Annotated in this window: 32 protein-coding genes; 14 read left to right on the top strand and 18 right to left on the bottom strand. The window is 59.0% G+C overall.

The window, feature by feature from the left end:
- Nucleotides 1-50 precede the first annotated feature (50 nt).
- Nucleotides 51-827, bottom strand: a complete 777-nt coding sequence (locus SIB92_RS06465) for a substrate-binding periplasmic protein (RefSeq protein WP_412555023.1) — start codon at nt 825-827, stop codon at nt 51-53.
- 230 nt (nt 828-1057) lie between these two features.
- Entirely contained in the window at nt 1058-2359 is a 1302-nt protein-coding gene (locus tag SIB92_RS06460) for an alpha/beta hydrolase family protein (RefSeq protein ID WP_412555022.1), read from the bottom strand.
- A 237-nt stretch (nt 2360-2596) separates the two neighbouring features.
- Here SIB92_RS06460 and ppk2 point away from each other — a divergent pair, with 237 nt between their 5' ends.
- Entirely contained in the window at nt 2597-3550 is a 954-nt protein-coding gene (gene ppk2 / locus SIB92_RS06455; RefSeq protein WP_412555021.1) for a polyphosphate kinase 2, read from the top strand.
- Here ppk2 and SIB92_RS06450 read toward each other — a convergent pair.
- On the bottom strand, nt 3547-4191 hold the full coding sequence (locus SIB92_RS06450) for a DUF2461 domain-containing protein (protein WP_412555020.1): 645 nt from the start codon (nt 4189-4191) through the stop codon (nt 3547-3549). The two genes, ppk2 and SIB92_RS06450, sit on opposite strands and share 4 nt — an antisense overlap.
- 107 nt (nt 4192-4298) lie before the next feature.
- Between SIB92_RS06450 and SIB92_RS06445 the strand changes: the two genes are divergently transcribed.
- Entirely contained in the window at nt 4299-5696 is a 1398-nt protein-coding gene (locus SIB92_RS06445; protein WP_412555019.1) for an MATE family efflux transporter, read from the top strand.
- A 75-nt stretch (nt 5697-5771) separates the two neighbouring features.
- Here the strand turns inward: SIB92_RS06445 and SIB92_RS06440 are convergent, their stop codons facing one another.
- On the bottom strand, nt 5772-6179 hold the full coding sequence (locus SIB92_RS06440; protein ID WP_412555018.1) for a hypothetical protein: 408 nt from the start codon (nt 6177-6179) through the stop codon (nt 5772-5774).
- A 28-nt stretch (nt 6180-6207) separates the two neighbouring features.
- Entirely contained in the window at nt 6208-7410 is a 1203-nt protein-coding gene (locus SIB92_RS06435) for a pyridoxal phosphate-dependent aminotransferase (protein WP_412555807.1), read from the bottom strand.
- A gap of 81 nt (nt 7411-7491) precedes the next feature.
- Between SIB92_RS06435 and SIB92_RS06430 the strand changes: the two genes are divergently transcribed.
- From SIB92_RS06430 to SIB92_RS06420, 3 genes are all read left to right on the top strand, one after another.
- A complete protein-coding gene (locus SIB92_RS06430; protein WP_412555017.1) occupies nt 7492-7893 on the top strand; it encodes a helix-turn-helix domain-containing protein in 402 nt (133 codons plus the stop codon).
- A gap of 68 nt (nt 7894-7961) precedes the next feature.
- Nucleotides 7962-8192 (top strand): succinate dehydrogenase assembly factor 2, encoded by a 231-nt coding sequence (locus SIB92_RS06425; protein WP_412555016.1) that lies wholly within the window; start codon nt 7962-7964, stop codon nt 8190-8192.
- Between the two features lie 91 nt (nt 8193-8283).
- Complete coding sequence (locus tag SIB92_RS06420) at nt 8284-8781, top strand: MarR family winged helix-turn-helix transcriptional regulator (protein WP_294114422.1); 498 nt, start codon at nt 8284-8286, stop codon at nt 8779-8781.
- Nucleotides 8782-8911: 130 nt separating this feature from the next.
- Here SIB92_RS06420 and SIB92_RS06415 read toward each other — a convergent pair whose 3' ends face one another.
- From SIB92_RS06415 to SIB92_RS06405, 3 genes are read right to left on the bottom strand one after another with little or no spacing between them, the layout of a single operon-like run.
- Complete coding sequence (locus SIB92_RS06415; protein WP_412555015.1) at nt 8912-9628, bottom strand: DUF1194 domain-containing protein; 717 nt, start codon at nt 9626-9628, stop codon at nt 8912-8914.
- The gene (locus tag SIB92_RS06410) at nt 9625-10395 is read right to left on the bottom strand and encodes a DUF1194 domain-containing protein (RefSeq protein WP_412555014.1); all 771 of its coding nucleotides are present in this window, start codon (nt 10393-10395) and stop codon (nt 9625-9627) included. The genes SIB92_RS06415 and SIB92_RS06410 overlap by 4 nt, the downstream gene beginning before the upstream one ends.
- Complete coding sequence (locus SIB92_RS06405) at nt 10362-10790, bottom strand: VOC family protein (protein ID WP_294114426.1); 429 nt, start codon at nt 10788-10790, stop codon at nt 10362-10364. The genes SIB92_RS06410 and SIB92_RS06405 overlap by 34 nt, the downstream gene beginning before the upstream one ends.
- 206 nt (nt 10791-10996) lie before the next feature.
- On the opposite strand from SIB92_RS06405, the gene SIB92_RS06400 reads away from it, so the two are divergent.
- From SIB92_RS06400 to SIB92_RS06390, 3 genes are all read left to right on the top strand, one after another.
- Nucleotides 10997-11830 (top strand): thymidylate synthase, encoded by an 834-nt coding sequence (locus SIB92_RS06400; RefSeq protein ID WP_412555013.1) that lies wholly within the window; start codon nt 10997-10999, stop codon nt 11828-11830.
- A gap of 2 nt (nt 11831-11832) precedes the next feature.
- Entirely contained in the window at nt 11833-12309 is a 477-nt protein-coding gene (locus SIB92_RS06395) for a dihydrofolate reductase (RefSeq protein ID WP_412555012.1), read from the top strand.
- A 120-nt stretch (nt 12310-12429) separates the two neighbouring features.
- Nucleotides 12430-12729, top strand: a complete 300-nt coding sequence (locus tag SIB92_RS06390) for a hypothetical protein (RefSeq protein WP_412550592.1) — start codon at nt 12430-12432, stop codon at nt 12727-12729.
- A 78-nt stretch (nt 12730-12807) separates the two neighbouring features.
- Here the strand turns inward: SIB92_RS06390 and SIB92_RS06385 are convergent, their stop codons facing one another.
- Nucleotides 12808-13014, bottom strand: coding sequence for a cold-shock protein (locus SIB92_RS06385; RefSeq protein WP_058240518.1), 207 nt, complete (start codon nt 13012-13014; stop codon nt 12808-12810).
- Between the two features lie 210 nt (nt 13015-13224).
- On the opposite strand from SIB92_RS06385, the gene SIB92_RS06380 reads away from it, so the two are divergent.
- Nucleotides 13225-13539, top strand: coding sequence for an ArsC/Spx/MgsR family protein (locus SIB92_RS06380; protein ID WP_412555806.1), 315 nt, complete (start codon nt 13225-13227; stop codon nt 13537-13539).
- Between the two features lie 52 nt (nt 13540-13591).
- On the opposite strand, the gene SIB92_RS06375 is transcribed toward SIB92_RS06380, so the two are convergent.
- The 6 genes from SIB92_RS06375 to thrS all read right to left on the bottom strand — a co-directional run bounded on the left by SIB92_RS06375 (nt 13592) and on the right by thrS (nt 18686).
- Nucleotides 13592-14116: a DoxX family protein gene (locus SIB92_RS06375; protein WP_412555011.1), complete on the bottom strand. Its 525-nt coding sequence runs from the start codon at nt 14114-14116 to the stop codon at nt 13592-13594.
- Nucleotides 14117-14881 carry a putative DNA-binding domain-containing protein gene (locus tag SIB92_RS06370; RefSeq protein WP_412555010.1) on the bottom strand — a complete coding sequence of 255 codons (765 nt, stop codon included), beginning with the start codon at nt 14879-14881 and terminating at the stop codon, nt 14117-14119.
- Nucleotides 14878-15735: a DUF692 domain-containing protein gene (locus SIB92_RS06365; RefSeq protein WP_412555009.1), complete on the bottom strand. Its 858-nt coding sequence runs from the start codon at nt 15733-15735 to the stop codon at nt 14878-14880. The genes SIB92_RS06370 and SIB92_RS06365 overlap by 4 nt, the downstream gene beginning before the upstream one ends.
- An 11-nt stretch (nt 15736-15746) precedes the next feature.
- Entirely contained in the window at nt 15747-16049 is a 303-nt protein-coding gene (locus SIB92_RS06360) for a DUF2282 domain-containing protein (RefSeq protein WP_412555008.1), read from the bottom strand.
- Between the two features lie 126 nt (nt 16050-16175).
- Complete coding sequence (locus tag SIB92_RS06355) at nt 16176-16481, bottom strand: DUF2282 domain-containing protein (RefSeq protein WP_412555007.1); 306 nt, start codon at nt 16479-16481, stop codon at nt 16176-16178.
- 255 nt (nt 16482-16736) lie between these two features.
- Nucleotides 16737-18686, bottom strand: a complete 1950-nt coding sequence (gene thrS / locus SIB92_RS06350; RefSeq protein ID WP_412555006.1) for a threonine--tRNA ligase — start codon at nt 18684-18686, stop codon at nt 16737-16739.
- Nucleotides 18687-18846: 160 nt separating this feature from the next.
- Between thrS and SIB92_RS06345 the strand changes: the two genes are divergently transcribed.
- The 5 genes from SIB92_RS06345 to SIB92_RS06325 all read left to right on the top strand — a co-directional run bounded on the left by SIB92_RS06345 (nt 18847) and on the right by SIB92_RS06325 (nt 22061).
- A complete protein-coding gene (locus SIB92_RS06345; protein WP_412555005.1) occupies nt 18847-19608 on the top strand; it encodes an alpha/beta fold hydrolase in 762 nt (253 codons plus the stop codon).
- A 104-nt stretch (nt 19609-19712) separates the two neighbouring features.
- Nucleotides 19713-20588: an alpha/beta hydrolase gene (locus SIB92_RS06340; RefSeq protein ID WP_412555004.1), complete on the top strand. Its 876-nt coding sequence runs from the start codon at nt 19713-19715 to the stop codon at nt 20586-20588.
- Nucleotides 20589-20608: 20 nt separating this feature from the next.
- Nucleotides 20609-21058: a VOC family protein gene (locus SIB92_RS06335; RefSeq protein WP_412555805.1), complete on the top strand. Its 450-nt coding sequence runs from the start codon at nt 20609-20611 to the stop codon at nt 21056-21058.
- Nucleotides 21059-21117: 59 nt separating this feature from the next.
- Nucleotides 21118-21828 (top strand): alpha/beta fold hydrolase, encoded by a 711-nt coding sequence (locus SIB92_RS06330; protein ID WP_412555003.1) that lies wholly within the window; start codon nt 21118-21120, stop codon nt 21826-21828.
- Entirely contained in the window at nt 21798-22061 is a 264-nt protein-coding gene (locus SIB92_RS06325) for a hypothetical protein (RefSeq protein ID WP_412555002.1), read from the top strand. The genes SIB92_RS06330 and SIB92_RS06325 overlap by 31 nt, the downstream gene beginning before the upstream one ends.
- On the opposite strand, the gene SIB92_RS06320 is transcribed toward SIB92_RS06325, so the two are convergent.
- From SIB92_RS06320 to SIB92_RS06310, 3 genes are all read right to left on the bottom strand, one after another.
- Nucleotides 22058-23047: an LLM class flavin-dependent oxidoreductase gene (locus SIB92_RS06320; RefSeq protein ID WP_412555001.1), complete on the bottom strand. Its 990-nt coding sequence runs from the start codon at nt 23045-23047 to the stop codon at nt 22058-22060. The two genes, SIB92_RS06325 and SIB92_RS06320, sit on opposite strands and share 4 nt — an antisense overlap.
- A 130-nt stretch (nt 23048-23177) precedes the next feature.
- Entirely contained in the window at nt 23178-24395 is a 1218-nt protein-coding gene (locus tag SIB92_RS06315; RefSeq protein WP_412555000.1) for a DegT/DnrJ/EryC1/StrS family aminotransferase, read from the bottom strand.
- 113 nt (nt 24396-24508) lie between these two features.
- Nucleotides 24509-25813: an NAD(P)/FAD-dependent oxidoreductase gene (locus SIB92_RS06310; protein WP_412554999.1), complete on the bottom strand. Its 1305-nt coding sequence runs from the start codon at nt 25811-25813 to the stop codon at nt 24509-24511.
- Between the last annotated feature and the right edge of the window lie 58 nt (nt 25814-25871).

Genomic DNA, 25871 nt, shown 5'->3' with positions numbered 1-25871 from the left:
TTACCCGGATACCGCGAGATCACGTAAGGCCGTGACAGAGGGGCTGGCGGTCACATGGACAGATAGTTGTCCGCCAGCGAGTCACGGTATTTGTCGATCCACTTGGTGTTGATCGCCGCGATGGTTCCATCAGCTTCCAATTCGGAGAAGCAGCGGTCAAAGGCCACGGACATGTCCGGATTGCGGAAGTTCATGGCGTAGTTTGAAGGTTCAAAGATGGCGCGGAACTCAAGCGGTTGGCTGGCGTCTACGCCTGCGGAGGAGCCGGCGTCGCGCAGGCTGGCGGCGTAGGCGGCAAAGAGCATGCCGTCGCCCAGGATGCCGTCAACGCGGCCGCCAAACAGCAGTTTGGATTGAGTTTCCTGGTCTGCCATCTCGCGGTAGGAGCCAAAGGAACCTTGGGCGTCGGACAGGCCCGGCAGGATGCCGGAAGCGCCTTCAAAGGCGGCGATGCTGAGGCCGGCGAGGTCGTCCAGCGCGCCAAAGTTGTTGCCGGAAGAGGCGAGGTAAGACACGCCGTTCTGATAAGAGATGTAAGGCGCGCTTTGAGCGCCGTCCATCGGCATGCCAAGTGGGACAGTCATCACCGCGTCGCCCGTGCCGCCTTCGTATGTGGCCCAGTGGCGGGTGAAGGGTTGCACCACATAGTTCACCTCGTGGCCGCAGTGCTCCATCACTCGGGTGACAATTTCGGCCTCACGACCGGAGCCGTCTGCATACACCATGGGCGGCAGATCTGCGGCCAGGATGGTGACGGTGTCGGCGATGGCAGCGCCGGTGGAAACGGTCAACGCAATGGCAGAAACCGTGGCAGTCATGAATTTCATTTGGGTAGCCTCCTCGCAATTCCTGCAGCAGCCTAGGCACCCAAGTCTTAACGACACCTTAGCGTGAAATAGGTTTTATTTCGGGCGGTAAACTTATCTAAGTGTCTGTTTTATATCGGCAGTGCAGGTATTGTTTCGTTAGGGCCCTTTGTGACAGTTGGAGACAATTCTAAACAATGCAGGCGTAAAAAAAGGCGACCGGAATGGTCGCCTTTTTTGGGGGATTTTGCTTACTGCCCCTTGAGGAGGGTCTCAAACCGCAACCCAACTGCGGTGCGGGCCGGGAAGCCTTGCCAATAAGTGTGGTCCGGTTTGAAGCTGCCGTCTTCTTCTGCGGAGAACAGGCCGTCTTTGGCGTTGGGGACAAGGTCGAGATAGGCAGCTTTGTTGCTGTCGCCTTTCAAGTTAAGGTCCAAGAATGCTGTGGCGAAGTGCTGGGTGATGTTGTTCATGCGGGTGGTGTCCCAGACCGCGTCGGCATAGTGGTCAAACGGCGGGAAACCGAGGGTTTCGGACGGTTGCCAGCTGGCCATGGGCGCAGGGATGGGCGCGGCGGCGTTGTGGTTGGCGTTTTCAAAAGTGAGCAGGTGGCGGTCCGTGCCTGTGGCGTGGTCGAAGATTTCGCGCATGGCGGGGTAGATTGAGACGTCATCCACTTCGCCCGCCATCAGGAGGGTTGGTTTGCGCAGGCCCGCGAGACCTGCGTCATCCCAGAGGCCGTAGTTGCGGCCCCAGGGGCCAATGGAGATCAGCGCCTTGACGCGCTCATCAATCAGCGCCTCGTGGCTGTCGGTATTGCGTACGTTGTGCAGCAAAGTGCCTTGCGGCGGTGCGAAGGGCGAGGCTTCGACACCGGGGGCAAGGCCCGCGCCGCCGAATATCAGCGCGCCGTAGCCGCCCATAGAGTAGCCAATCACTGCCGCAGTGTTGGCATCGGTGATCGCGCCAATGGGGCCCTCGAGCGTTGCCATGCTGTTGAGGACAAACTTCTGGTCAATGGGCCGGTTGAGCAGGGTGGAGCCAAAGGCGGCTTGATCAGCGTAGGTGCTGTCGGTGTGGTCGATGGAGGCGACCACATAGCCCTTGGAGGCGAGGTTTTCGCCCAGATGGGAGAGCAGGAGGCGGTTGCCGGGGTAGCCGTGGGAAATCACCACCAGCGGGAAGGGGCCTTCTGCTTTGGGCGTGGCGTCGCGCGCGGCGCGGCCGGTGAGGGTTGCCGAGAGGGACGGGTCACGCAGCACGGTTTCATAGGTGCTGCCCGGAGGGGTGCCAGCCGCGGCAGGATACCAGATCTCAACGGTCAGGGCCCGGTCGTAGCGTGCCAGTGTGCCCTCGGTGGAGTTGAGCACGTCGAGCTGGTCGGGGTGCACAAAGGTCCGCGTTGTGACCCCAACCGGCAGGTCGCCATAGGGGGCCAGGGCTGGGGCGTCGGGGCGGATCAGATCAATGCGGTCCTGAGCGGAAAGGGATGTGGCTGCGAGGGTCAGTGACACGGCAAGCTTTCGAGCGAGGGAGAGAGAAGTACCAAACATAAGCGTCCTCCAATGACTGGGGAAAGTCTAGGGGCGCGAGGGGGCTCGATCTACTGCAGTGTGCAGAACGGACGCGAGGTCATCGTGTACTGAGGTGCACCGAAGAGCGGGGCAAGACTCCATTTTTATTGGGAATTTGGTGCAAAACAGAAGATTCAGTTGACGTGCATCAAAGAGGATTTTTGCGCCGCGTGGTAGGTCGGTGTCATCACGAGAAAAGCAAGAAAGGAGACGCTTATGGATGACCAGTTGGATGGTGTGGCTCAGGTAAATGACGGTGAAATCAAGGACGTTGCCGAGGCAGCGGACACAGAGGTGAAGGGTGCCGAAAACGAGCCAACGGCGGAGGAGTTGCGCCGCGCGTTTGAGAAGGGCGAGTACCCTTACGCGACCAAACTGTCCCGCCGGTCATACGAAAAGCAGAAGGCGCAGTTGCAGGCAGAGCTGCTGAAGGTGCAGCTTTGGGCGCAGGAAACCGGGCAGAAGTTTGTGATGCTGTTTGAGGGGCGGGATGCGGCCGGGAAGGGCGGCACGATCAAGCGGTTTACCGAGCACCTCAACCCGCGCTCGGCGCGTGTGGTGGCCTTGAACAAACCCACCGATGAAGAGCGCGGTCAGTGGTATTTTCAGCGGTATATCGACCATCTGCCAACGGCGGGGGAAATGGTGCTGTATGACCGCAGCTGGTACAACCGCGCCGGTGTGGAGCGGGTGATGGGCTTTTGCGAGCCGGGGGAATACCTGGAGTTCATGCGGCAAACGCCGGATCTGGAACGGATGTTGGTACGCTCGGGCATTCGGCTGTACAAATACTGGTTCTCGGTCACTCAAGATGAGCAGAAACGTCGGTTCGAAAGTCGGGAAACTGATCCTCTGAAGCAGTGGAAACTGAGCCCAATTGACAAGGCGTCTTTGTCGAAATGGGACGACTACACCGAGGCCAAGGAGGCGATGTTCTTCTACACCGATACGGCGGATGCGCCGTGGACCGTGGTGAAATCCAACGACAAGAAGCGCGCGCGTCTGAACTGTATGCGGCATTTCCTGGCCTCGCTGGAGTATCCCGGCAAGGACCACAGCATAGTCGAGCAGGCGGATCCGCTGATTGTGAACACCGCAAGTCATGTGATCCATCAGTCCGATCACATTCTGGGCGCGGCGTTGCACCCGGATACCCGAAAGCCGCGCTAAAGCGTGGCAAGCAGTTGCGTGAGCGGCTGTAGGTTTTGGAAGGTGGTCTCAAGCTGTGGCACGAGGCCGCCTTTTGTTATGTCGCTTTCTTCATAGTCAAACCAGACGGTGCAGCTTTTGCGTTTGAGCAGGGCGGCTTGAGGATGGTCTTTGTCAAAAGGGGCAGGGACACGTTTGAGCTCCGGGTCGTCCATGCGGGCGCCTTGGGCTTGTAGGTCAGCGATAGCATCAAAGAGCTGTGCACCCTTGGGGCCGTCGACGGCGGCGCGCCAGTGGGTCAGCCGGTCCTTGTCAAACCCCATGATGCCGCCGCCCACAGACAGATAGTCCCGGCCAATGCCAAAGAAGTACCCGACCGGTGGGGTCGACCACAGCATGTGCAGATGCAGGTGGTAGGGTGTTTTATCCTTGGAAAAGCGCACGTCGCGGTGCGGGCGGAAGAGTTTGGTGGAGGGCACTTGGCCGGTTTGCTTTTCCAGCGAGGCCGCCATCGTGTCGAGCAGAGCCAGCGCTGGTGCTTTAAGCAGGGCCTCATAGGTGGGTTTGTTTTCGTTAAACCAGTCTTTGGTGTTGTTGTCGGCCAGCGAGTTCAGAAAGGCGCGGCTGTCGGAAATCAGTATGGCAAAGGGATCGGAGGACATGGCAGGACCTTGTGTAATCAATGAGGCCCATGGTGGCAGAGGGCGGATTTTGGATCAACGCAAAGGCGGGCCTTGCTCTGCCTAATTAACAAGCTTACTGCTTGGGCATGACACCTACACAATCGACCTCCCCAATGCGGACGTCTGACCACGTTCGCGCCCTTTTGCGCATTGGCCTGCCGCTGATTGGCGGCCATGTGGCGCAGTTTGGAATCGGTTTGACCGACACGGTCATGCTCGGCTGGTACTCCGTGGAGGCGCTGGCAGCGGTGGTGCTGGGCAGCACGTTTTTCTTTGTGATCTTCATTCTGGGATCGGGCTTTGCCATTGCGGTCATGCCTTTGGTGGCTGAGGCCGATGCGGAAGGGGACGAACAAGCCCTACGGCGCGTGACACGTATGGGGCTATGGCTGTCGGTGATTTTTGGCGTGTTGGTACAGCCGTTGTTTATGCTGTCCGGCCCAATCCTGTTGTCGTTGCAGCAGGCCCCTGATGTGGCAGAACTGGCGCAGGCCTATTTGCGGATTGCAGGGCTTGGGCTGGTCCCGGCGCTTTTGGTGATGGTGCTCAAGTCCTACCTGGCGGCTTTGGAACACACCCGCGTGGTGTTCTGGGTCACGGTTGCCGCTGTGCCGGTGAACGCAGTGGTGAACTACGGGCTGATTTTTGGCAACTGGGGGTTGCCGGAGATGGGCGTGCGGGGGGCGGCGATAGCCTCGATCTTGGTGCAGTTTGTGTCTCTGGCGGGGGTGATCCTCTATGCCATCAAGGCGTTGCCGCAGCATGATCTCTTTGCGCGCATCTGGCGGCCGGATTGGGAGGTGTTTGCCAAAGTGTTCCGTTTGGGGCTGCCGATTGGCATCACCAACCTGGCGGAAGTGGGGCTGTTCTCGGCCTCCTCCATTATGATGGGCTGGCTTGGCACGGTGACGCTGGCGGCGCATGGCATTGCGCTGCAACTGGCGAGTCTGGCGTTTATGATCCACTTGGGTCTGTCCAATGCGGCCACAGTGCGGGCAGGCAACGCCATGGGGCGCAAAGACGCGGATCATATGGCGCGCGGTGCCTGGGTGGCGATTGTGGCCTCTCTGCTAACAGCCTTTATCGCTGTGGCGATTTTCCTGATCTTCCCGGAGCAGCTTTTGGGGGCCTTTATTGATCCCGAAGAGGTGCAACGTGAGGCGATCATCGCCACAGGTGTGACCCTTTTGTATGTCGCGGCGCTGTTCCAGGTGATGGATGGGGCGCAGGTGATGGCGCTTGGGCTGTTGCGTGGGGTGCAGGACACCCGCGGACCGATGGTGATTGCTGCGGTGAGCTATTGGATCATTGGCGTGCCAAGCGCCTATGTGCTGGGTTTCACCTTTGGGATGGGCGGCGAAGGTGTGTGGTTGGGGTTGGTGTGCGGTTTGACTGCAGCAGGCATCCTGCTGATGTACCGCTTCTGGGTCACCGATCTGAACCGCCTGCGCAAAAGGTTTGAAGAGCAAAAGGCGTCGGCTTAACACCGACGCCCCACATTCTCATTCCACAAATATCCTGGGGAGTCCCATCAAGGATGGGACGGGGCAAAGCCCCTCTTACTTTTTGCCTTTGAGCAAACGGTCCGCCTTTTTGCGCACCAATACGGAGCGCAGATCATGCATCGCCAACAGCAATGTGTCGGTGATCTGCTCCAGCTGATCCGGCGTGGCTTTGGATTGCACCCATTGTGAGGTCAGGTTCAAGTGGTCCACCGTGCGCAGGATGTCGTCCACGGTGCGCTGTTCCAAAAGCGCGCGGCGTTCGGCCATCCAGCCGTTGATCTCGGCCTTGTCTTCCTTGGTCAGCTTGGTGTCACCATGGGGTTTCACATCGCCGTTCTTGATGTTGACGACCGCGATCTGATCCATTTCGATCCGGCGCTGGCGGTTCTCCGTATCGACACGGAACACCACAGCGCCGTTTTCGCGGACGCGGAAGTAGTAATCTGGCAGGTCACTGCTCATGGGCCACCTTTGTGTCTGTTGTCCGCGATCAGGTCAGCGAGGCGCAGAAGGTCTGAATGCGCGTGCAGGCGGTTTTGAGGGCTTCGTCCGAGGTGGCGTAGCTGACCCGGAAGTTGGGCGACAACCCAAAGGCCGCGCCAAAGACCACGGCCACATCCGCCTCTTCCAGAAGCGCATTGGCAAAGGCTTCGTCATTCTCGATCACGGTGCCTTTGGGGGTGGTTTTGCCAATAAGTCCCGCGATGGACGGGTAGACATAAAACGCGCCTTCCGGTGTCGGGCAAGAGATGCCGTCGATCTGGCTCAGCATCTCAATCACCAGATCGCGGCGGCGTTTGAAGACCACGTTGTTGGGCGCCAGAAACTCTTGCGTGCCGGTGAGCGCCTCAACGGCGGCCCACTGGCTGATCGAGCACGGGTTGGACGTGCTTTGCGATTGCACCTTGCGCATGGCGGCGATCAGCTCGACAGGACCGGCGGCATAGCCGATGCGCCAGCCGGTCATGGCGTAGGCTTTGGACACGCCGTTGCAGGTCAGGGTGCGCTCATAGAGGGCAGGTTCCACTTCCGCTGGGGTGCAGAACTCAAAATCGTCATAGGCGAGGTGCTCATACATATCGTCGGTCATCACCCAGACATGTGGGTGGCGCATCAGCACGTCAGTGAGCTCTTTCAGTTCTTCGCGTGAGTAGCCTGCGCCGGTCGGGTTGGACGGCGAGTTGAAGATCAGCCATTTGGTTTTTGGCGTGATCGCGGCCTCAAGCTGATCGGCGGTCAGTTTAAATTTGGTTTGCAGCGAGGTCTCGGCAACCACCGGTGTGCCACCGGCAAGCAGCACCATGTCCGGGTAGCTCACCCAATAGGGGGCCGGGATGATGACTTCGTCGCCTTCGTTCAATGTGGCCATCAGCGCATTATAGAGCGTCTGTTTGCCGCCGGTGCCGACAGATACCTGCGGCGGGGTGTAGTCCAGACCATGGTCGCGCTTCATCTTGGCACAAACGGCCTGCTTCAGTTCGGGAATGCCATCCGGCGCGGTGTATTTGGTTTTGCCCGCCGCAATGGCAGCCACGGCGGCGTCTTTGATGTTTTGCGGCGTGTCGAAGTCAGGCTCGCCGGCGGAGAGGCCAATCACGTCGCGGCCTGCGGCCTTCAGTTCGGCGGTCTTTGCTGTCATGGCGATGGTCGGGGACGGTTTCACGCGGGACAGGGTGTTGGACAGGAAAGACATTTGGGCCTCGTTTGTAATCACTGGCTCCATGTCTTAGGGTGCGCGCGAATACCGTTCAAGGTAGAAACCAAAGGAATGTAGATGTCACAAGACCAAGTAGAGCCGCTGACCGACGAAGGCTGGTATGGCGAGGATGTGGCGACCTTTGGTGATCGCCTGGCGGCGGCGCGTGAGGCGGCGGGGCTGAAGCAGGGTGAACTGGCCAAGCGGCTGGGCATCAAGCGCGGCACGCTGGCCAACTGGGAAGGCGATTTGAGCGAACCCCGAGCGAACCGGTTGTCGATGATGGCGGGATTGTTGAATGTCTCGGTGGGCTGGCTGCTGACAGGGGACGGCGACGGCGTGGAGATGCCCGGTGACGAAGAGAGCACCGACACGGATTTGCTCGCGATCGTGCAGGAAATCCGCGTGATCCGCAGCCGTATGAAAAATGATCTGGAAAAACTCGCGCGTCTGGAAAAGGCGCTGCGCAACAAAGTGTGACAACGATGGACATCCCCAAACCTGCTCCGAATCCGGAAAATGAGACCCATGAGAATCGTCTGAAACGCATGCAGATGCGCTCAATGCGGCGTGGGATCAAAGAAATGGACATCATTCTGGAGCGCTATGCGGCGGACAATTTGTCCAGCATGGATGCGGCGACGCTCGATCTTTATGATGCGCTGCTGCATGAGAATGATCAGGACTTATATCAATGGGTTACGGGGCAAAAACCGGCGCCCGATCACTTTTCCGCGATGATTTTGGACATTTCCAAAGCCATCAGTGGCCCAAATTGACGCGAATTTGTGACGTCTTTTGGACGGTTTAACCTCTTGTTGGGCTTTTTCGGTCAATCTGTTTGCTAGACAAAGCTGACGGAGAACTAGAATGAGCTTTCATTCATCTATGGAAAGCGGGACAGAACAGTCGTTTATGGCTGACTATCTGGACTCGCTGGCGCTTGTCGAGCGCCTGCACCGGTTGTTGCTGGATGTGATCAAAGACGAGTTTGAGCGTGTTGGGGTTATCGAAATTAACGCGGTACAGGCGTTGCTGCTGTTTAACATTGGCGACAATGAAGTGACTGCGGGCGAACTCAAGACACGTGGGTACTATCAAGGCTCCAACGTGAGCTACAACCTGAAGAAGCTGGTGGATGCGGGTTATATGCATCATCAGCGTTGCGAAATTGACCGCCGCTCTGTGCGCGTGCGCCTGACCGACAAAGGCCGTGAAATCCGCGATGTGATTTCCAAGCTGTTTGCGCGCCACGCCGAAGGTTTGCAGGCCAAAGGTGTGCTGGGCGACGACGGGATTGAACAGATCACACACGCATTGCGCCGTGTGGAGCGTTACTGGACCGACCAGATCCGCTACATCTACTAACATCCCCGGACACCCTAGAAAGGGGAATCCGCGGCTTTTGCGCGTCCGCCTAGAAAGGCTTGGCGCGCTTTTCCTTTTGTGGGTGTCCAGTTTGTTGCCTTTCCTGCGCGACCATTTGCGGGGGAGGCGTTTAGTCGTGGGCCTGCACCAGTGAGAGGCCTTCCAGTTCGCGCAAAAGCTTGCGTGTCATGGCGGCTTCGTAATCCTCAAACCCATTGGCCATTTCGACAAAGGCGTCTGCGCCCCGGATCACGCGGGCCTCGAAATAGGCGACGAGGCCGGTGGTTTCTTCCTGAGACTCGCCCAGCGGGCGGGTGTCCCCGGGCCCAATGACCAGTGCATTGACCGTGATGTGGTCAGGTAGGGAGATATCGCGTGGCAGCGGCCCTGTGTTGGCGATGCCATCGCCGGAGATGTCCAAGGTCCAGCGCCAGCAGTCGGGTTGAATGCGCAAAAGCTCTGCACCAAACAGCATGGCCGGGCCAAGGCCCGTAGACACATCCATTTTGGGGCGCGCGTGGTGGCGCAGAGTGGTGGTCAGATCGGACAGAGCTGTTTGAGAGGTAATCCGCACCCATGGCGCGATTAGGTTCTGGTGGTCCGGTCCGCTCCATTCATAGACCGCCAGATGCACGGGCGCGGCGCCGGGTTGCAGCAGTGCTGTGACCACGCTGTGATTTTCCAGCGCCGCAGCCAGACCATTGAGTTGCATCTGGTATTCTGTGCCATCCACGGAGCCGGAGACATCCAGCCCAAGCGCCAGAGCCTGACGGCAACTGGCCTGCGCCGAGGACGCACTGACAAGGAGGGCAGTGGCGCCGAGGCAGCGCAGGAGGGGGTGAATCACGGGCGCAGGTCCAACTGTCCCAAGACCGTGACCGAGAGTTCCCGCGATAGCTTGCGGCGCATGGCGTTCTCAAAGTCGTCAAAACCATCGGCGACTTCGACAAAGGCGTCCGGTCCCCGGATCAATTCGCGGGTGTAATAGGCCACCATATCGCCCGGTTGTGCGGCGAGGTCCGCGGCTTTTTCACCAAAGGTTTCAATGGCCAGCGCGTTCACGATCACGCCGTCGAGGGGGAAAGCGTCATAGGCTTGTTTGGGGGTGAACCCATCGTTGTTTTCTCCGTCACCACTTACGTCGAGAACTTGCACATCACAGTCCGGTGCGTCGCGAAACAGGCGGGCCGCATGGCCGACGGCATGCCCCAGTGCGGTGGGGAATTCGGTGGTCGACCGTTTGGAGAGGGCCAGCTTGGCGGCGCTCTCCAGCAAGGTCTGGCGGCTGTCGATCACCGTCCAGTCGAGCAGAGTGCTTTGCTGGGTGCGGCCGCTCCATTCATACACCGAAAAAGCCACGGATTGCGGGCTGCTGAGAAAGGCGGCTTGAATTTCGGGGGCTGTGAGCGCGGCGGCAAGGCCGCGGCGTTGCAACATGTCCTCATGGGCATCAACGGAAGAGCTGACATCCAGCGCCAGAAGCAGGGCGATGCGGCAATCAGAGGGGGTGTTGGCGTCAGAGGGGGAAGGGGAGGCCCAGAGGGCCATCCCCATAAGCGCGACAGAGGCCGCGCGGCCGATCACCAGTGACCGGTGCTCTCCATGCTGGCCCAAGGCTCAGCTGGTGCAAGGGCGTCGCCTTGCTGGAGCAACTCAATTGAAATGTTGTCAGGAGAGCGCACAAAGGCCATGCGGCCATCACGCGGCGGGCGATTGATCACCACGCCGTTGTCGGCGAGGTGCTGGCACATCTCGTAGATGTTGCCCACTTCATAGGCGAGGTGGCCAAAATGGCGGCTGTCAGAGGGCAGACCCTCGTCACCGTCCCAGTTGTAGGTCAGCTCCAGCGGTGCATCATGGTCGCCGTCTGCGGCCAGATAGACCAATGAGAAGCGACCTTCCTCACTGTCATAACGTTTGATTTCTTTGAGGCCAAACAGCGCATAAAACGCCATGGAGGCTTCCAGATCCGCGACGCGGACCATCGTGTGCAGGTATTTCACGTGCATCTACAGTTCCCTTTTTGGTGTTGGCGCTATCAAAACACAGAGTGGGGCGGAGAATCCAGAACGAATTCTGGCCTCACAGGGCTGTGATGGCGCGCCTGTTGCCGGGCGCCTGATTTGGAGGTGCTGGTGGGCAGCTATCTCGTTGAATTTGGCGCACGGTTGCGGCACGATGGCGGGACCACAAGCAGAATAAGGCAGAGCAGACCTTGCAGCAGTATCACGACGCGCTTCGCACCATTCTGGATCAGGGCGAAGAGTCCACCGACCGCACCGGCACCGGCACGATTTCTTATTTTGGCATGCAGGCGCGCTATTCCCACGCGGATGGCTTCCCGCTGGTGACCACAAAGAAGCTGCATTTGCGCTCGATCATTCATGAGCTGCTGTGGTTTTTGTCTGGCGATACCAATATCAAGTACCTGAAAGACAACGGGGTACGGATTTGGGATGAGTGGGCGGATCAAAACGGCGATCTTGGGCCAGTCTATGGCTATCAATGGCGGTCGTTTCCGACGATGCAGGCGTCTGGCATTGCCCACGAAGGTGAGCCGCTGTTTGTGAAGACAGGTGTGGATCAGATTGCCAATCTGGTGGAGATGATCAAAACCTCGCCCGATAGCCGTCGTTTGATTGTGTCGGCCTGGAACCCGGGCGATGTGCCACAGATGGCGCTGCCCCCGTGTCACACCATGTGGCAGGTGCGGATCATCAACGGTAAGCTGCATCTGCAGCTGTATCAGCGCAGCGCAGATATGTTCCTTGGGGTGCCGTTTAACATTGCGTCTTACGCGTTGTTGCAGGTGATGCTGGCGCATGTGACCGGTTATGAGCCGGGGGATTTTGTGCATTCGATTGGTGATGCGCATATCTATTCAAACCACTTGGAACAGGTGAACTTGCAGCTGTCGCGCACACCAAAAGCGCTGCCGCAGTTGCGGTTGAAACGCGATGTGAATTCGATTTTTGACTTCACTTATGATGACTTTGAGTTTGTGGGCTACGACCCCGATCCAACCATCAAAGCGGCAGTGGCGGTGTAATCATGATTTCACTGGTTGTAGGACGGGCGCGCAACGGGGCGATTGGGCGGGATGGCGACATTCCGTGGTTCTTGCCGGAAGATTTGAAGACATTTCAGCGGGAAACGCTCGGCGGGGCGATCATCATGGGACGGGCCACCTGGGTGAGCCTGCCAAAGAAACCGCTGCCGAAGCGGTTCAATATTGTTGTGTCTTCTCAGCCAGATGCGGCGGATGTGGTGGTGCCAAGCGTGGCGGAGGCGGTGAAGCTGGCCTATGCGGAAGGCTATCATCGGGTCTATGGTATTGGCGGGTTTGGCATCTACTCAGAGATGCTACCTTTGGCGGATCGTTTGTTGATTTCCGAGGTGGATATGGACGTGCCAGATGCGGACACGTTTTTCCCGGAGGTGGACCTGTCGCAGTGGCGTTTGGCGTCGTCGCGGGTGCTGCCGGGCGAGGGGCCAAAGTGTGAGGTTTGCGAGTATCTGCGCCGCTGACGGCTGCGTGGATGATGCCGAAACATATTGTTTTGCAGCAGGAAATTGACAGTTTCCGCGTCTTGGCAGTAGGTTAGCAGAAGTTAACCACGTTGTTTCAGCATTTGGAGCTTGGGCCTTATGACGCGTATTTCTTTGATTGCAGCCGCAGTGACCTTGTCCGTAGCCGCGCCGGTGGCGGCGCAAACCTGGAGCAGCAATGCGCCAGTGATTGGCCCAGTGAACCAGCCTGAAGGGGTGCTGATGCATCCGTATCCGGCGGCTGCGAATTATTGCCCGAGCGGGCTGCAGCCGGTGACCATGGGGGGGGTGATCTGCTGTGGCAACCCGACAACCGGCGAAGTCTATTACAACGCTGGCGGCAGCCGTAAGCGCAGCTATAGCATGAGCTGCCCGCCCGGCACCAAAGGCTGTTCCTAAGCCGCACCGAAACACAACGCGCGCCACAGGGGCGCGCGCTTGATGCAGAAAGGGGCGCGTAATGGCGCCCCGATCTTGTTATAAAAGTTTGAGTTCACCCGCCATGTCGCGGCCGTCCCGACCTTGGGTCATTTCAAATTCAACTTTTTGATTGTCCGACAGGCCTTTCAGCCCGGAACGTTCAACAACGGAAATATGGACAAAAACGTCCTTTCCGCCTTCTTCTGGCTCAATGAACCCGAAGCCTTTGGTGGTGTTAAACCACTTTACGGTACCGCGTGGCATACCGTTCTCCTCTATATTCACTTTTAGTCGATCCGGGCTGGGGCCCGGAGGCGCAAGAAATCACTAGATCTGAAAGCACGTTTTCAGAGGCACGAAAAAAATTGCACCACCTAGAGGATTGCATGGCTCCCGCAAAAATCAAGGAAAACCGCCGTGAATTTTGAAATCAGTTGGTTTAAGTCTCAGAAGACACAGGAAAAAGGGCACGAGATGACGACGCTTTATGGACTCAAAAACTGCGACACTTGCCGTAAGGCTTTGAAAACATTGGAAGGTGCTGAGTTTGTTGATGTGCGGGCCGACGGCGTGCCGCAGGTGACGCTTGAAGCGGCATTTGAAACGTTCGGGGCGGCACTGGCGAACACGCGCTCAACCACATGGCGAAACCTGAGTGAGGAAGAGCGGGCGAAACCGGTTTTGGAACTGATTGCTGCGCATCCGACTTTGATGAAGCGGCCGCTGATTGAGCGCGACGGCGCGCTCTATCTTGGCTGGGGCAAGGACACGCAAACAGCCTTGGCATAATCAAAAAAGCCCGCGCTGGGTTGGCGCGGGCTTTAGCGGGTTGGGAGTGAGTTCAGGCGGGATCGCGGCGCTTGAAGATCGCATCGATCGAGATTGGCCCGGCGCCCTTCAGGACTAAGACGGCGAACAGGAAAACCCACATCATACGTTGGTCAATCAGGGCTTGGGCGCTGTCAAACAGGGATCCAAGCGCCACACCGTGGCCGGTAACGTCGACGATGGTCTGCACAGCGACAAAGCCAATCATGCCAATGGCAGCCAGGCGAGTCAGCAAGCCGAGGATGATCAGCACAGGCAGGACAAATTCCGCAATGGTACCCGCCAGGATCACAAGGCGCTGGAAGACCGTCATTTGTGTGACATCCCAGACCACGGCTTCGGCGGCTTTGGGGAAGATTTGACCAAAGGCGCCCGCAGACGGCGAGAAGATCGAGCCGTCGATTTTCAACATGGCAGAGTTCCAGAAGTAGAAGAACAGCACCATTAAGAAGGTCAGGCGGGCCAGGGTCGGCACAAGCCAGTCGAGCCGATCCAGACGGTCGATGAGGTCTTGGTAAAGTGCGATCAGATTGGACATTTAGACCTCCGGGTTTTGCGGAATAGTAAGGGATGTCAGGGCGTTGCCTGACAGGAGTAAAGTAAGTATGGCGCCCAAATCGAAGGCGGCATCCGCCTCTGTGGCTTTGGCGGCGGCACTGCCCAGTGGGTCACCGGCCATCAGGCTTTCGAGACATGCGAGGCCGCCTGGCGGCAGGGCGTGTGGTTCCGGGTCAAACTCGGGGCGTAAGATGACCACATCCTGAGCGACGGCTTCGGGTTTGGGCCCGTTTTGCATGTTGAACGCCCAGATGGCGTGCAGCGGCCAAGGAGAGCTCAGAAAACTGACGGCGGGAGCGAAGGTGAACGTGACCTCACCGAGGTGTTCGGGCGGCACACCCGCCAGCGCATCGGGGGCAATGGGAGACGCATCGGCGGCGTGGTAGCTGCGGCGCAAAGCCAGTTCGAGCTCCGCCACGTCGCCGAGGTATCCGAGATGGGCGAGTGGTTCAAAGCTGCGGAGGAAGTCTGGAAACCCCGCGCCGTAGTGCATCATCAGCGGCGACGCGGGCGGCGATTGGCGCAGGAAGATGCCGGCAATTGCGTTGAAGTTTTTCTCGCCGATCAGTTTAGCAATGGTCGGAAACCCAGTGGCCAAAGCGTCGGTTAGGGAGACGGCCACGTTGTTGCGATAGACGTCGAAGCGGCGGCCAGCCGGGCGACCTTCGGCGTCTGACAGGCCCAAGGGGCGGTCTTGTTGACCGTCCAAAATGGCGCTGCGGAAGGTGGTTTGGGTGACGGTCATGCGGTCACCTTTGACAACGCGGTTTCGGCGCGTTCTGCCTCGGCGTGCAGGACGGGCCATTCCGGCACATCTGTGTCCCATTCGATGAGAATGGGGCGGGGGCCGGAGAGGGATAGCGTGTGATCCAGCAAAGCCCAGACCGGGGCCACAACATGTGCACCGTGGCTGTCGATCAAAAGCGGCTTGCCGTGGTCGTCCTCATCTTCGTCATGGCCGCCGAGGTGAATTTCGCCCACATGTTCAAGCGGATAGTCAGCGATGTATTGTTTTGGATCGTAGTTCAGGTTGGTGGCAGAGACAAAAACGTTGTTCACGTCCAGAAGCAGGCCGCAGCCTGTGCGTTTGGCCACTTCGCGCAGGAAATCTGGCTCCGACCAGGTGCTTTCGTCAAAGGCCAGGTAGCTTGACGGGTTCTCCAGCATCATCTGGCGGCCAATGGTATTTTGCAGCTCGTCAATATGGTCGCTGACGCGGGAGAGCGTGGCTTCCGTGTAAGGCAGTGGCAGAAGGTCGTTGAGGAAGGCACCTTCGTGGGTGCTCCATGCGAGATGTTCCGAGAACACGGTGGGGTTCAGCCAACCAACCAAGTGTTTGAGGCGGACGAGGTGCTCTGGATCGAGGCGACCTTCAGCGCCGATGGATAGACCAACCCCGTGCACAGAGATGGGAAAGCGTTCTGTGAGTTGGCGCAGCTGTGCGATGGGGCGGCCACCGTCCCCCATGTAGTTTTCCGCGTGGATTTCGAGCCAGCCGACGGTGCCGGGGTTATCGATCAAGTCGCTGTAATGCTGTGGCTTGTAGCCAACGCCGGGCAGGTTTGGCAGGCCTTTGGGGGAGGGGGGCGCATCATACATGTGAGTGGTCCTTAAGACGGCAGGTCGCGAGGCAGGGCCTCAAGCGATGGGGTGCGCGGCGTGCCATCGGCCATGTCTGGCAGGTTGATGGACAGGCAGGTGCCGGCTTCGACAAGGCTCCAGGCGTTGCCTTGGTAATCTACGGTTGAAGTACCAGCGCAGGTGGTTCCGGGTCCAGCGGCACAGCCGTTCTCGCCAGCTTTGGCGACGCCAAAACACTTCTCTTTCTTGCCTGCGTCCGCGGGGGCGGCCTGTAGGGCAAGTGCGGTGGCGACGGCGCCAAGGAGGGGAAGTGTTTTGGAGGAATGGGTCATGGTTTTTGGTCCTGAAACAAAGGCGTTGCGGGCAACGAACGTGCGCTCAGGGACAGTATGGCATTTTTTGTATGTTTTGGGGAGGTTAGGTGAAGCCCCGGAGTCCCGGGGCTTCGAAAGTCTGGCTTAGGACTTTGGCAGGTCGCGGTCCAGTGCTTCCAGGGAGCCCATGCGGCCTTTGCCGTCTGCCATCGCAGGCAGTTCCATGGAGGCGCAGGTGCCTGCGTCAACCAGTTTCCAAGCGTTGCCCTGGTAATCAACAGTGGAGGTACCGGCGCATGTGGTGCCTGGGCCTGCGGCGCAGTCGTTCTGACCGGCGAGGGAAACGCCGTAGCACTTCTCTTTTTCAGCGGCCACTGCGGTGGTGGCGTGTGCGGACAGGGCTGCTGCTACGGCGCTTGCGACTGCGAGGGTTTTTACGGTGTTGGACATTGGTTCTCTTCCCTTGTGAATGTCTAAAACTCGGCCGCCTTGCTGATCTGTATGTGATCCGTTGCTCGGCGGCATGAGTAGAGATTAGGGGGAGGGCGCGCTCAAAGGCCAATCACGGGGCTGTGTGTCACAGATGCGTTAGATGGCGTGACGGTTTCGTGAAGATTCCAGCGCTGGAAGGTTGGTTTTCCGCTCAAATTGAAACAGGCGCGCCCGGTTTCCCGTAACGCGCCTGCTCAAATGTTGCAAAAGCCGTTAGGCCAAATCGGGCGGGGTCGCCTCTTGTGACAATTGGCTCACGATTTCGTCCAAAGACTGGACTTTGCTCTGCTTTTCGCCAAGGCGGCGGGTGGAGACTGTGCGCTCCTCCACCTCTTTCTTACCAATGGCCAAGATCACTGGCACTTTGCCCACAGAGTGTTCGCGGACTTTGTAGTTGATCTTTTCGTTGCGCAGATCCGCCTCGGCGCGCACACCTGCGGCTTTCAGCGCTTCGACCACTTCCAGACAGTAATCATCTGCGTCCGACACAATGGCGGCGACAACAACCTGACGCGGAGCCAGCCAGAACGGCAGTTTGCCGGCGTGCTCTTCGATCAGAATGCCGATGAAGCGCTCAAAGGAGCCAAGCGTGGCGCGGTGCAGCATGATAGGGCGGTGCTTTTCGCCATCCGCACCAATGTAAGTTGCGTCCAGACGCTCCGGCAGGTTTGGGTCCACCTGAAGCGTGCCACACTGCCAGTTCCGGCCAATGGCGTCAGTCAGGGTGAACTCAAGCTTTGGACCGTAGAACGCACCTTCGCCTTCGAGGATCTCGAACTGGTGGCCCGCCGCGTTACAGGCGTCGCCCAGAGCTTTCTCCGCGTAGTCCCAGCTTTCGTCTGAACCAATGCGTTTTTCCGGACGGGTGGACAGCTTGATGGTCCAGTCGTTGAAGCCCAGATCCGAATAGATCTCGGAGAGGAAGTCGATGAACTTCTTGGTTTCCGAGGTGATCTGATCTTCGGCACAGAAGATGTGGCCATCATCCTGGGTAAAGCCGCGCACGCGCATGATGCCATGCAGAGCGCCAGACGGTTCATAGCGGGCGCAGGAGCCAAACTCGGCCATGCGCAAAGGCAGGTCGCGGTAAGACTTCAAGCCCTGGTTGAACACCTGCACGTGGCAGGGACAGTTCATCGGCTTAAGCGCGTTCACAGCCTTTTCGCGGGCGTGGTCTTCGTCCACTTCCACGATGAACATGTTTTCCTGGTATTTGTCCCAGTGACCGGAGGCTTCCCAGAGTTTGCGGTCCACCACTTGTGGAGTGTTGACCTCGACATAGCCGCCGACTTCTTGTTTGCGACGCATATAGTCCTGAAGCGTGGTATAGATTTTCCAGCCGTTTGGATGCCAGAAGATCTGGCCCGGGGCCTCTTCCTGCATGTGGAACAGGTTCATTTCGCGGCCGAGTTTGCGGTGGTCGCGTTTTTCGGCCTCTTCCAGCATGTGCAGGTGGGCTTTGAGGTCTTCTTTGTTCTTGAAGGCCACGCCGTAGATACGTTGCAGCATCGCGCGGTCGCTGTCGCCGCGCCAGTAGGCGCCGGCCACGGACATTAGCTTAAACGCATCCGCTGGCACCTGACCGGTGTGTTGCAGGTGCGGGCCACGGCATAGGTCTTGCCAGTGGCCGTGCCAATACATGCGCAGCGGCTCGTCGCCGGGGATGGCGTCGATCAGCTCTACTTTATACGGCTCGTTGTTGGCCTCGTAGAATTTCACCGCGCGGTCGCGATCCCAAACCTCTGTGGTCACGGGCTCACGCTTGTTGATGATCTCTTTCATCTTCTTTTCGATGAGGCCGAGATCCTCTGGCGTGAACGGCTCTTCGCGGTCAAAGTCGTAGTACCAGCCGTTTTCGATCACCGGACCGATAGTGACTTTCACGTCTGGCCAGATTTCCTGGACAGCGCGCGCCATGATGTGGGCGCAGTCGTGCCGGATCAGCTCGAGCGCCTCTGCCTCGTTGTCTTTGATCGTGTTGATCGCAATGGTCGCGTCCGCATCAATCGGCCATTGCATGTCCCAGTGCTGACCATCCACAGTTGCGGAAATGGCCTTTTTGCCAAGGGAGGTCGAGATCGACGACGCGACCTCGGCTGGAGTTACGCCGCTCTCGTAAGAACGTGCATTACCATCAGGAAAAGTAAGGGAAATTTCGGCCATCAGCCTCAAGCTCCTCGTCAGTTTGGCGCCCACGGAACGCCCGGTTGCGGGTATATGGTTCGCGGACTTCATGAACCTTGCGGCAGGGCAAGTCAAGCGGGGTTTATCCCGTCTGCGCAGAGGGTTAAGGTCACATCAAATTAGGGAGAAACAATAAGCCATGAGCGTCACGCAGTTTTTTGACACGCCGCAGGGACGGCGCATTGCCTATCACAAAAGTGGCGACACAGGCCCAACGGTGGTGTTTCTGGGCGGGCTGAAATCCGACATGGAAGGCACCAAGGCGGTGCAACTGGAAGCCTGGGCGCAGGCGCGTGGGCAAAAATTCTTGCGGTTTGACTACTCCGGTCATGGCGAGAGCAACGGCAAGTTTGAGGATGGCTGTATTGGCGATTGGCATGAAGATACGGTTGCGGCGATCGCCGCGTTGACCGAGGGGCCGCTTATTGTGGTTGGATCGTCGATGGGCGGCTGGCAGGCGTTGTTGCTCGCCAAGGCAATGCCGGAGCGCATAGCCGGGATGGTGACCATTGCGGCCGCGCCGGATTTCACCGAGGACAGCTATTGGGCCGGGTTCACACCAGAGCAGAAGGCGCAGCTTGAGGCGGAGGGGCAGGTTGCGCTGCCGTCTGATTATATGGAGCCCTACATTATCACCAAGCGCATGATTGAGGATGGTCGCGATCGGCTGGTGTTGCGTACGCCTTTGGCGTTGCCGTTTCCGGTGCGGTTCCTGCAAGGCACAGAAGACACGGCGGTGGACAGTTCCGTGGCCTATCGCTTGCTTGATCACGCGGAAGGAGATGACATTCAACTGCTTATGGTCAAAGGCAAGGATCACCGCTTCTCCGATTCAAGTTGTCTAAAATTGATTGAAAGTAAGGTTGAGGAGGTGATTTCAGCCCCTCAAGTTTCACAATGAGAACATTTGGGCGCTTTTTAGGTCGGTTGCTTCTGGTTGTGCTTTTCTGCGTGGGGGCGGCGTTTTTTTTGGGCCCCTATGAACAAATTTCCCTGACGCCCACAGTGCAGGATGCCGACATCGGCGCGGATGTAGATGCGTATTTCGCTGCGCAGGAAGCGCGGTTTGAGGACGTTACGCCAGGCACGGAAAAGCGGGTGATTTGGCATTCGGAGCCCGGTGAGAAAACGCCTTTGGTGCTGGTTTATGTGCATGGGTTTTCGGCCACATCAGAGGAAATCCGTCCGGTGCCGGATCGGGTGGCTAAGGCGCTTGGCGCAAACCTAGTTTACACGCGGCTGCAAGGGCACGGGCGTGATGGGGCGGCATTGGCAGAGGCCACGGCGCAGGGCTGGGTCAATGATCTGACGGAAGCCCTGAATGTGGCGCGCCGAATTGGCGACGAAGTGGTGGTTATGGGCACATCTACCGGAGGCACTGTGATGGCTGCGTTGGCGGATCAGCCCGACGTTATGGCAGATGTTAAAGGCATGATCTTTGTGTCTCCGAACTTTGGGATCAAATCGCCTGCAGCCAAAATGCTAACGTGGCCTGCTGCGCGTTATTGGGTGCCTGTCGTGGCCGGAAAAGATCGCTCTTTTGAGCCGGCAAACGAAGCCCACGCGACCTATTGGACTCATGCGTACCCAACAGTGGCGGTTATGCAGATGGCGGCGCTGGTGAAAGAGGTGTTTGATAAGGACCATGGGAAAGCGCTGGTGCCAGCGCTGTTCTGGTTCTCTGAAGGTGATCAGGTTGTAGAGGCAGCCCGCACGCAGGACGTGGCGACACGCTGGGGACAGGAGGCCACTGTGGCAATTCAAAAACCGATGGCGGGGTCAGATCCTCAGGAGCATGTGATTGCTGGGGACATTCGATCCCCTGCCGAAAACGAACGTACGATTGAGGCTTTTGTGCAATTTATCAATGGATTGAAGTGATGAGTTTAAGTGGTCAAAAGCTGGGCCAACGGGTGAGTTTGATCACTCTGGCTGTCAAGGATGTGCAAGCTTCTGCGCGGTTTTATGATGCGCTTGGCTGGCAACGGGCCACCGGTCCGGATGATCCGGAGGAGGTGGTGGCCTACAACCTGATTGGTCAGACGTTGGGTCTCTATTCCAAAGCGATGCTGGCGGCGGATTTGGGCATTCCGGAAGACGCCATCGGTGGGTTTTCCGGAATGACGTTGTCGCACAATGTGCGCACCAAAGAGGAGGTTGCGCCGCTTTTGGAGCTGGCTGTGACCGCGGGTGGGCGCATTCTGAAGCCCGCAGGTGACATCTTCTGGGGTGGGCACATTGGCTATTTCTGTGATCCGGATGGCCATGTGTGGGAAGTGGCGTTCAATCCGTTTTCGCCGTTGGCCGAAGATGGCGCGTTTCGTTGGGGCGGATATGGCGCTGAGGCTTGACCTAGAGGGCCGCTCTGTCACAGTTACGGACAACAAAAAGACCAGATAAGGGGTTGAGCATGCAGGAACCTATCGTTCTGCTGCCGGGGATGATGTGTGATGCGCGGTTGTTTGCGCATCAGGTCGCGGATTTGTCGAAAGATCACATGGTGACGGTGGCGCCGATCACGCAAGGGGAGCGGATCAGCGAGATTGCCTCGGCTTTGATCCCGCATCTGCCGCCCAAGTTTGCGCTGGCCGGTCTGAGTATGGGCGGCATTGTGGCGATGGAGTTGCTGCGCAAGATCCCGGAACGGATCACACGGATCGCCCTTATGGACACAAACCCTCTGTCCGAAACCCCAGCGACGGCGGCCACGTATGAGCCTATGATTGTGGGGGCGCGGGCCGGGCGGCTGGACGAGGTGCTGGCAGGCTTTATGCGGCCGGAGTACCTAGCGCCGGGGCCACAGCGCAACGAGGTTCTGGGCAGGGTGCTCGAGATGGGCCGCAGCCTAGGGGCGGAGACGCTGGTACGGCAAGCGCGGGCGTTGCAGCGGCGGCCGGACCAGCAGGGCGCCTTGCGGCGGTGTAAATGCCCGGCGCTGGTGCTGTGCGGGGAACACGACGGGCTGACGCCCGTGAAACGTCACAGCTTTATGGCGGAGCTGATCCCCTATGCCGAGCTGGAGATCATTCCGGGCGCGGGGCATTTGCCGACTTTAGAACAGCCAGAGCTGACCACGCAGGCGCTGCGCAAGTGGATGGAGCAGCCACTGGTGTTACGGTGAGCCGCGCGCCGCGTGATCTCAAAGCCAAGCTGCAGCGGTTTCGCGCCTGGGTGCGTTTGCGGGTGCCGCCGGGCTTTCGGTTGCTGCTTGGTATCCTGTTGATTGTCTTTGGAATTTTTGGGTTCTTGCCGGTCTTAGGCTTCTGGATGCTGCCGCTGGGTGTGGCTGTGGCCTCGCTGGACCTGCGGTGGTTGCGGCAGACATGGAGCCGATTGCGGGGCAAGGACCGTTAGGGTGTCATGTTGCGCAGGATGTCTGCGGCCATCTCAAAAGACTTCAGGCGTGCGGCGTGGTCATGGATCATGCCGGTGAGCATGAGTTCATCCGGTTGATAGGTGTCGATCAAGTCACGCAGTTGCGTGGCGACGGTGTCTTTGGTGCCGATGGCTGTCACACGGAGCGCTGCATTGACCAGGCGCGCTTCGGCGAGGCTGGCGACGTCTTCGAACTGAGCGACAGGTTTGGGCAGCGGGCCGGGGGTGCCTTTTCGTAGGTTGAGGAAGCCTTGCTGTGGAGAGGTGCGCAGGCGGCGGGCTTCCTCCTCTGAGTCGGCCACAAAAACATTCACGGCCATCATGAAACGCGGCGTCTGGGTTTTGCCAGCGGTGAAGCGGTGGCGGTAGAGCTCGGAGGCTTCTTCCAGCGCGTCGGGGGCGAAATGGGACGCAAAGGCATAAGGCAGGCCAAGTTGCGCGGCCAATTGCGCGCCAAACAGGCTGGAGCCCAGAATCCAGATAGGCACATGGGTGCCGTCGCCGGGGATGGCGCGCACGGGTTGGTCGGCGGTTGATTTTTGGAAAAGCCCAAGCAGATCAATCACATCTTGCGGGAAGTGGTCTGCGCTGGTCATGCCGCGCCGCAGGGCGGCGGCGGTTTTCATGTCCGTGCCCGGTGCGCGTCCAAGGCCCAGGTCCACGCGATCCGGATAGAGTGTCGCCAAAGTGCCAAATTGCTCTGCCACGATCAGCGGGGGGTGGTTTGGCAGCATGATGCCGCCAGAGCCGACGCGCATGGTTTTTGTTGCGGCCAGAATTTGACCAATGAGTACAGCTGTGGCGGAGGAGGCGATGCCCGGCATGTTGTGATGCTCTGCCACCCAGTAGCGGGTGAAGCCCCACTCATCCGCGTGGCGCGCCAGATCAAGCGTGTTTTGCAGCGCGTCTGACGCGGTGCCGCCTTCAGGAATGGGCGACAGGTCGAGCAGGGAAAAAGGGATCATGGGGCGCTCCGGCTTTCACAGGGTTCCCAGCATATAGAAAGCCAATTCCGGAAAGCTAGGGGGCAGGGCGCGTAGACAAAAGAAAAGCGGGCCACAGGGACCCGCTTCTCCGTAAAATTGTCGTGGTGTGTCAGGTGCCGTAGGCCTGCACCGCGCCCATCACATCTTCGGCGGCCCCGGTGAGGGCGCCCGCGATCAGGTCAAGCTCGTCGCGTTTCAGACGCGCGGGCAGGCGCACGTCACAGGCGGACATCAGCATCGCGCGGGTCTGCGGAAGCTCCTGTTTTTCCGGCACAAACTGCCAGTTCCAGAAGGCGCGGGCGTTGTCGGTGGATTGGCCAAAGACCTGCACTTTGATGCCGCGCGCATTGGCCGCTTCCTGGAAAGCCAGGATCTGTGTGTTGTCCATGCCTTCGAGGTTGAATTGAATGGAATCTGGCGCGCGTTCTTCTGGTGCCAGCTTCTCTGGAACTTGCAACCAAGGTGAGGCATTCAGAAGACCGGCGACATAGTCGTGGTTGGCGCGGCCATCGCGCACGCGGCGGGGGACTTCGGCCAACTGCGGGCGGATGATGGCGGCGGCAAGGTTGGAAAGGCGCAGGTTATAGAGCGGTAATTGGTTCTGCCAGCGGGCAAAAGCGGTTTCCAACTCGCCGGTGTTGTCGCCTTCGGGCGCTTTGTGCTTTTTCCAGTTGTGCTCATAGGCACCGGACATAATCACCGCGCGGGCGATCAGGTCGGCGTCATCTGAGACCATGATGCCGCCTTCGCCGGAGTTCACCAGCTTGTAGGATTGGAAAGAAAAGCAGCCAACTTTGCCGATGGTGCCGATGTTGCGGCCATGCCATGTGGTGCCAAGGCTGTGGGCGGCGTCTTCGATCACTGGGATGTTGCGCGCCTCACACAGCGCCATGATGGCGTCCATGTCAGAGGTGTGGCCACGCATGTGGCTGATGATCACGGCGGAGATGTTGTCGTCCAGGCGCGCTTCAAAGTCAGCAATATCAATGCGGTAGTTGTCGCCCACTTCACAGAGCACAGGCACCAGATCGGCATGTACCACCGAGGAGGGTACCGCGGCGAAGGTGAAGCCGGGCAGAAGCACGCGGGCGTCGCGTGGCAGATCGAGCGCCTTCAGCGAGAGAAAGAGCGCGGCGGAGCAGGAGGATACGGCCAGCGCGTATTTGCTGCCCAGCATGGCGGCGAACTCCGCTTCCAGCAGGGAGACCGGTGCGTTTTCAGCAGCGGTGTAGCGGAACAGGTCGCCGGTTTGCAGGAGGCGCTCGATTTCCTCACGGGCGGACGCCGGAATTGGTTCGGCGTCATACACATTGGGTGGCAATGTCATAGTTTTCAACTTTCTTAAGTTGGGTTTTCGAAAACATAAAACAATGTGCCGTGACAAGGAAGGGTAAACACAGATGCGGGTGTGAAACTTCGATGAAAAATGTCGCGGTGGGATCAGACGCCAAGCCGGTCGCGCAGGGCGTACCAGGTCATTGCCAGTGCCAGCAGAGGACTGCGCATTCTCGCCCCACCGGGGAAGGGTGTCGCGGGCACGCGGGCCATGGTGTCAAAGCCTTCGGCCTCTCCGCCAAGCGCCATGGCAATCAACTGTCCTGCGTGGGTGGCGGTGCCGACGCCGTGGCCGGAATAGCCGGAGGCGGAAATCACATTGGGAGCCAGGCGGCGCAGATAGGGCATACGCTTCATGGTGATCGCGAGAGTCCCACCCCAGGCGTAGTCGATGCCGATATCTTTGAGGTGAGGGAAGATCTCAACCATGGGTTTGCGCACGGTGGCGGCAATGTCGGTGGGGAAGGTGTAGCCATAGCTTTCGCCGCCGCCAAACAGCAGGCGATTGTCGTGGCTGAGGCGGAAGTAGTTGATGACAAATTTGGTGTCCGCCACGGCCACATCGCGCGCCAGAACTTTGGCAACATCTGCGCCCAAAGGTTCCGTGGCGGCGATGAAGTTGTTGATCGGCATGACGCGGCTGGCAACTTTGGGCTCCAGATCGCCGAGGTAACCATTGCACGCCAGCACAAGGTGATCGGCCGTCACGGTGCCTTTGTCCGTGGTGACGGTGACTTTGCTGCCGCGGTCAATTTTGGTCACGCGGGAGGTTTCGTGGACGGTGGCACCTGCGGCCGCGGCGGCTTGGGCAAGGCCAAGCGCAAAGGCCAGCGGGTGCAAGTGGCCAGCGCCCATATCCAGTGAGCCGCCGACGTATTTGGGGGAAGGGCAGATCGCCTGGAGCGCGTCGCGGTCCAGGGTTTCGATCTGGTCATAGCCATAGCGGGTTTGCAGGTGTTCAGCATACTCGTGTTCTTCGCGCACTTCTTTCGCGGAAAAACAGGCATGGGCGATGCCTGGTTTGTAGTGGCAGTAGATATTGTGTTTGGAGATCAGACCTTTGACGAGGTCTTTGGACTCTTCTGCCAGCTGCCAGAGCTTGGTGGCATTGTCCTGCCCAACCAGTTTTTCCAGCCCGTCCTGTTCCATGCGCTGGCCGGAGCCGAGCTGCCCGCCATTGCGCCCGGAAGCGCCAAATCCCACGCGATGGGCTTCCAGCAGGACCACGTCAAAGCCGCGCTCAGTCAGATGCAATGCCGTGGAAAGACCGGTGAAGCCGCCGCCAATCACGCAGACATCTGCTGTGCGCGCGCCTTCCAATGGGGCAAAAGGGGGCAGCGGCTTGGCCGTCGCCGCATACCAACTGTCCGGATAGTGACCTGTGCGGTCATTGGCATCGAGCAGGTTCATCGCGCCCCTCGCTTTCTCTTTCTGAAAACACCTCCGCCGGAGGCAGCAGGTTGGCCAG

This window comes from Shimia sp. MIT1388 (assembly GCF_047124445.1).
GTDB lineage: Bacteria > Pseudomonadota > Alphaproteobacteria > Rhodobacterales > Rhodobacteraceae > Shimia.
The sequence above is the reverse complement of the archived record's forward strand: the minus strand, read 5'-3'. Positions and strand labels throughout refer to the sequence as shown.

Bases quoted from the DNA above. Each gene is read 5' to 3' on its own strand.
- SIB92_RS06365 (WP_412555009.1), bottom strand. From the start codon at position 15,735: ATGTATGATGCGCCCCCCTCCCCCAAAGGCCTGCCAAACCTGCCCGGC.
- SIB92_RS06420 (WP_294114422.1), top strand. From the start codon at position 8,284: ATGAGCTTTCATTCATCTATGGAAAGCGGGACAGAACAGTCGTTTATG.
- SIB92_RS06360 (WP_412555008.1), bottom strand. From the start codon at position 16,049: ATGACCCATTCCTCCAAAACACTTCCCCTCCTTGGCGCCGTCGCCACC.
- SIB92_RS06345 (WP_412555005.1), top strand. From the start codon at position 18,847: ATGAGCGTCACGCAGTTTTTTGACACGCCGCAGGGACGGCGCATTGCC.
- SIB92_RS06310 (WP_412554999.1), bottom strand. From the start codon at position 25,813: ATGAACCTGCTCGATGCCAATGACCGCACAGGTCACTATCCGGACAGT.
- SIB92_RS06385 (WP_058240518.1), bottom strand. From the start codon at position 13,014: ATGCCACGCGGTACCGTAAAGTGGTTTAACACCACCAAAGGCTTCGGG.
- SIB92_RS06450 (WP_412555020.1), bottom strand. From the start codon at position 4,191: ATGTCCTCCGATCCCTTTGCCATACTGATTTCCGACAGCCGCGCCTTT.
- SIB92_RS06430 (WP_412555017.1), top strand. From the start codon at position 7,492: ATGTCACAAGACCAAGTAGAGCCGCTGACCGACGAAGGCTGGTATGGC.
- SIB92_RS06315 (WP_412555000.1), bottom strand. From the start codon at position 24,395: ATGACATTGCCACCCAATGTGTATGACGCCGAACCAATTCCGGCGTCC.
- SIB92_RS06440 (WP_412555018.1), bottom strand. From the start codon at position 6,179: ATGAGCAGTGACCTGCCAGATTACTACTTCCGCGTCCGCGAAAACGGC.
- SIB92_RS06320 (WP_412555001.1), bottom strand. From the start codon at position 23,047: ATGATCCCTTTTTCCCTGCTCGACCTGTCGCCCATTCCTGAAGGCGGC.
- SIB92_RS06395 (WP_412555012.1), top strand. From the start codon at position 11,833: ATGATTTCACTGGTTGTAGGACGGGCGCGCAACGGGGCGATTGGGCGG.
- SIB92_RS06375 (WP_412555011.1), bottom strand. From the start codon at position 14,116: ATGTCCAATCTGATCGCACTTTACCAAGACCTCATCGACCGTCTGGAT.
- SIB92_RS06355 (WP_412555007.1), bottom strand. From the start codon at position 16,481: ATGTCCAACACCGTAAAAACCCTCGCAGTCGCAAGCGCCGTAGCAGCA.
- SIB92_RS06405 (WP_294114426.1), bottom strand. From the start codon at position 10,790: ATGCACGTGAAATACCTGCACACGATGGTCCGCGTCGCGGATCTGGAA.
- SIB92_RS06380 (WP_412555806.1), top strand. From the start codon at position 13,225: ATGACGACGCTTTATGGACTCAAAAACTGCGACACTTGCCGTAAGGCT.
- ppk2 (WP_412555021.1), top strand. From the start codon at position 2,597: ATGGATGACCAGTTGGATGGTGTGGCTCAGGTAAATGACGGTGAAATC.
- SIB92_RS06445 (WP_412555019.1), top strand. From the start codon at position 4,299: ATGACACCTACACAATCGACCTCCCCAATGCGGACGTCTGACCACGTT.
- SIB92_RS06425 (WP_412555016.1), top strand. From the start codon at position 7,962: ATGCAGATGCGCTCAATGCGGCGTGGGATCAAAGAAATGGACATCATT.
- SIB92_RS06370 (WP_412555010.1), bottom strand. From the start codon at position 14,881: ATGACCGTCACCCAAACCACCTTCCGCAGCGCCATTTTGGACGGTCAA.
- SIB92_RS06465 (WP_412555023.1), bottom strand. From the start codon at position 827: ATGAAATTCATGACTGCCACGGTTTCTGCCATTGCGTTGACCGTTTCC.
- SIB92_RS06330 (WP_412555003.1), top strand. From the start codon at position 21,118: ATGCAGGAACCTATCGTTCTGCTGCCGGGGATGATGTGTGATGCGCGG.
- SIB92_RS06390 (WP_412550592.1), top strand. From the start codon at position 12,430: ATGACGCGTATTTCTTTGATTGCAGCCGCAGTGACCTTGTCCGTAGCC.
- SIB92_RS06435 (WP_412555807.1), bottom strand. From the start codon at position 7,410: ATGTCTTTCCTGTCCAACACCCTGTCCCGCGTGAAACCGTCCCCGACC.
- SIB92_RS06460 (WP_412555022.1), bottom strand. From the start codon at position 2,359: ATGTTTGGTACTTCTCTCTCCCTCGCTCGAAAGCTTGCCGTGTCACTG.
- thrS (WP_412555006.1), bottom strand. From the start codon at position 18,686: ATGGCCGAAATTTCCCTTACTTTTCCTGATGGTAATGCACGTTCTTAC.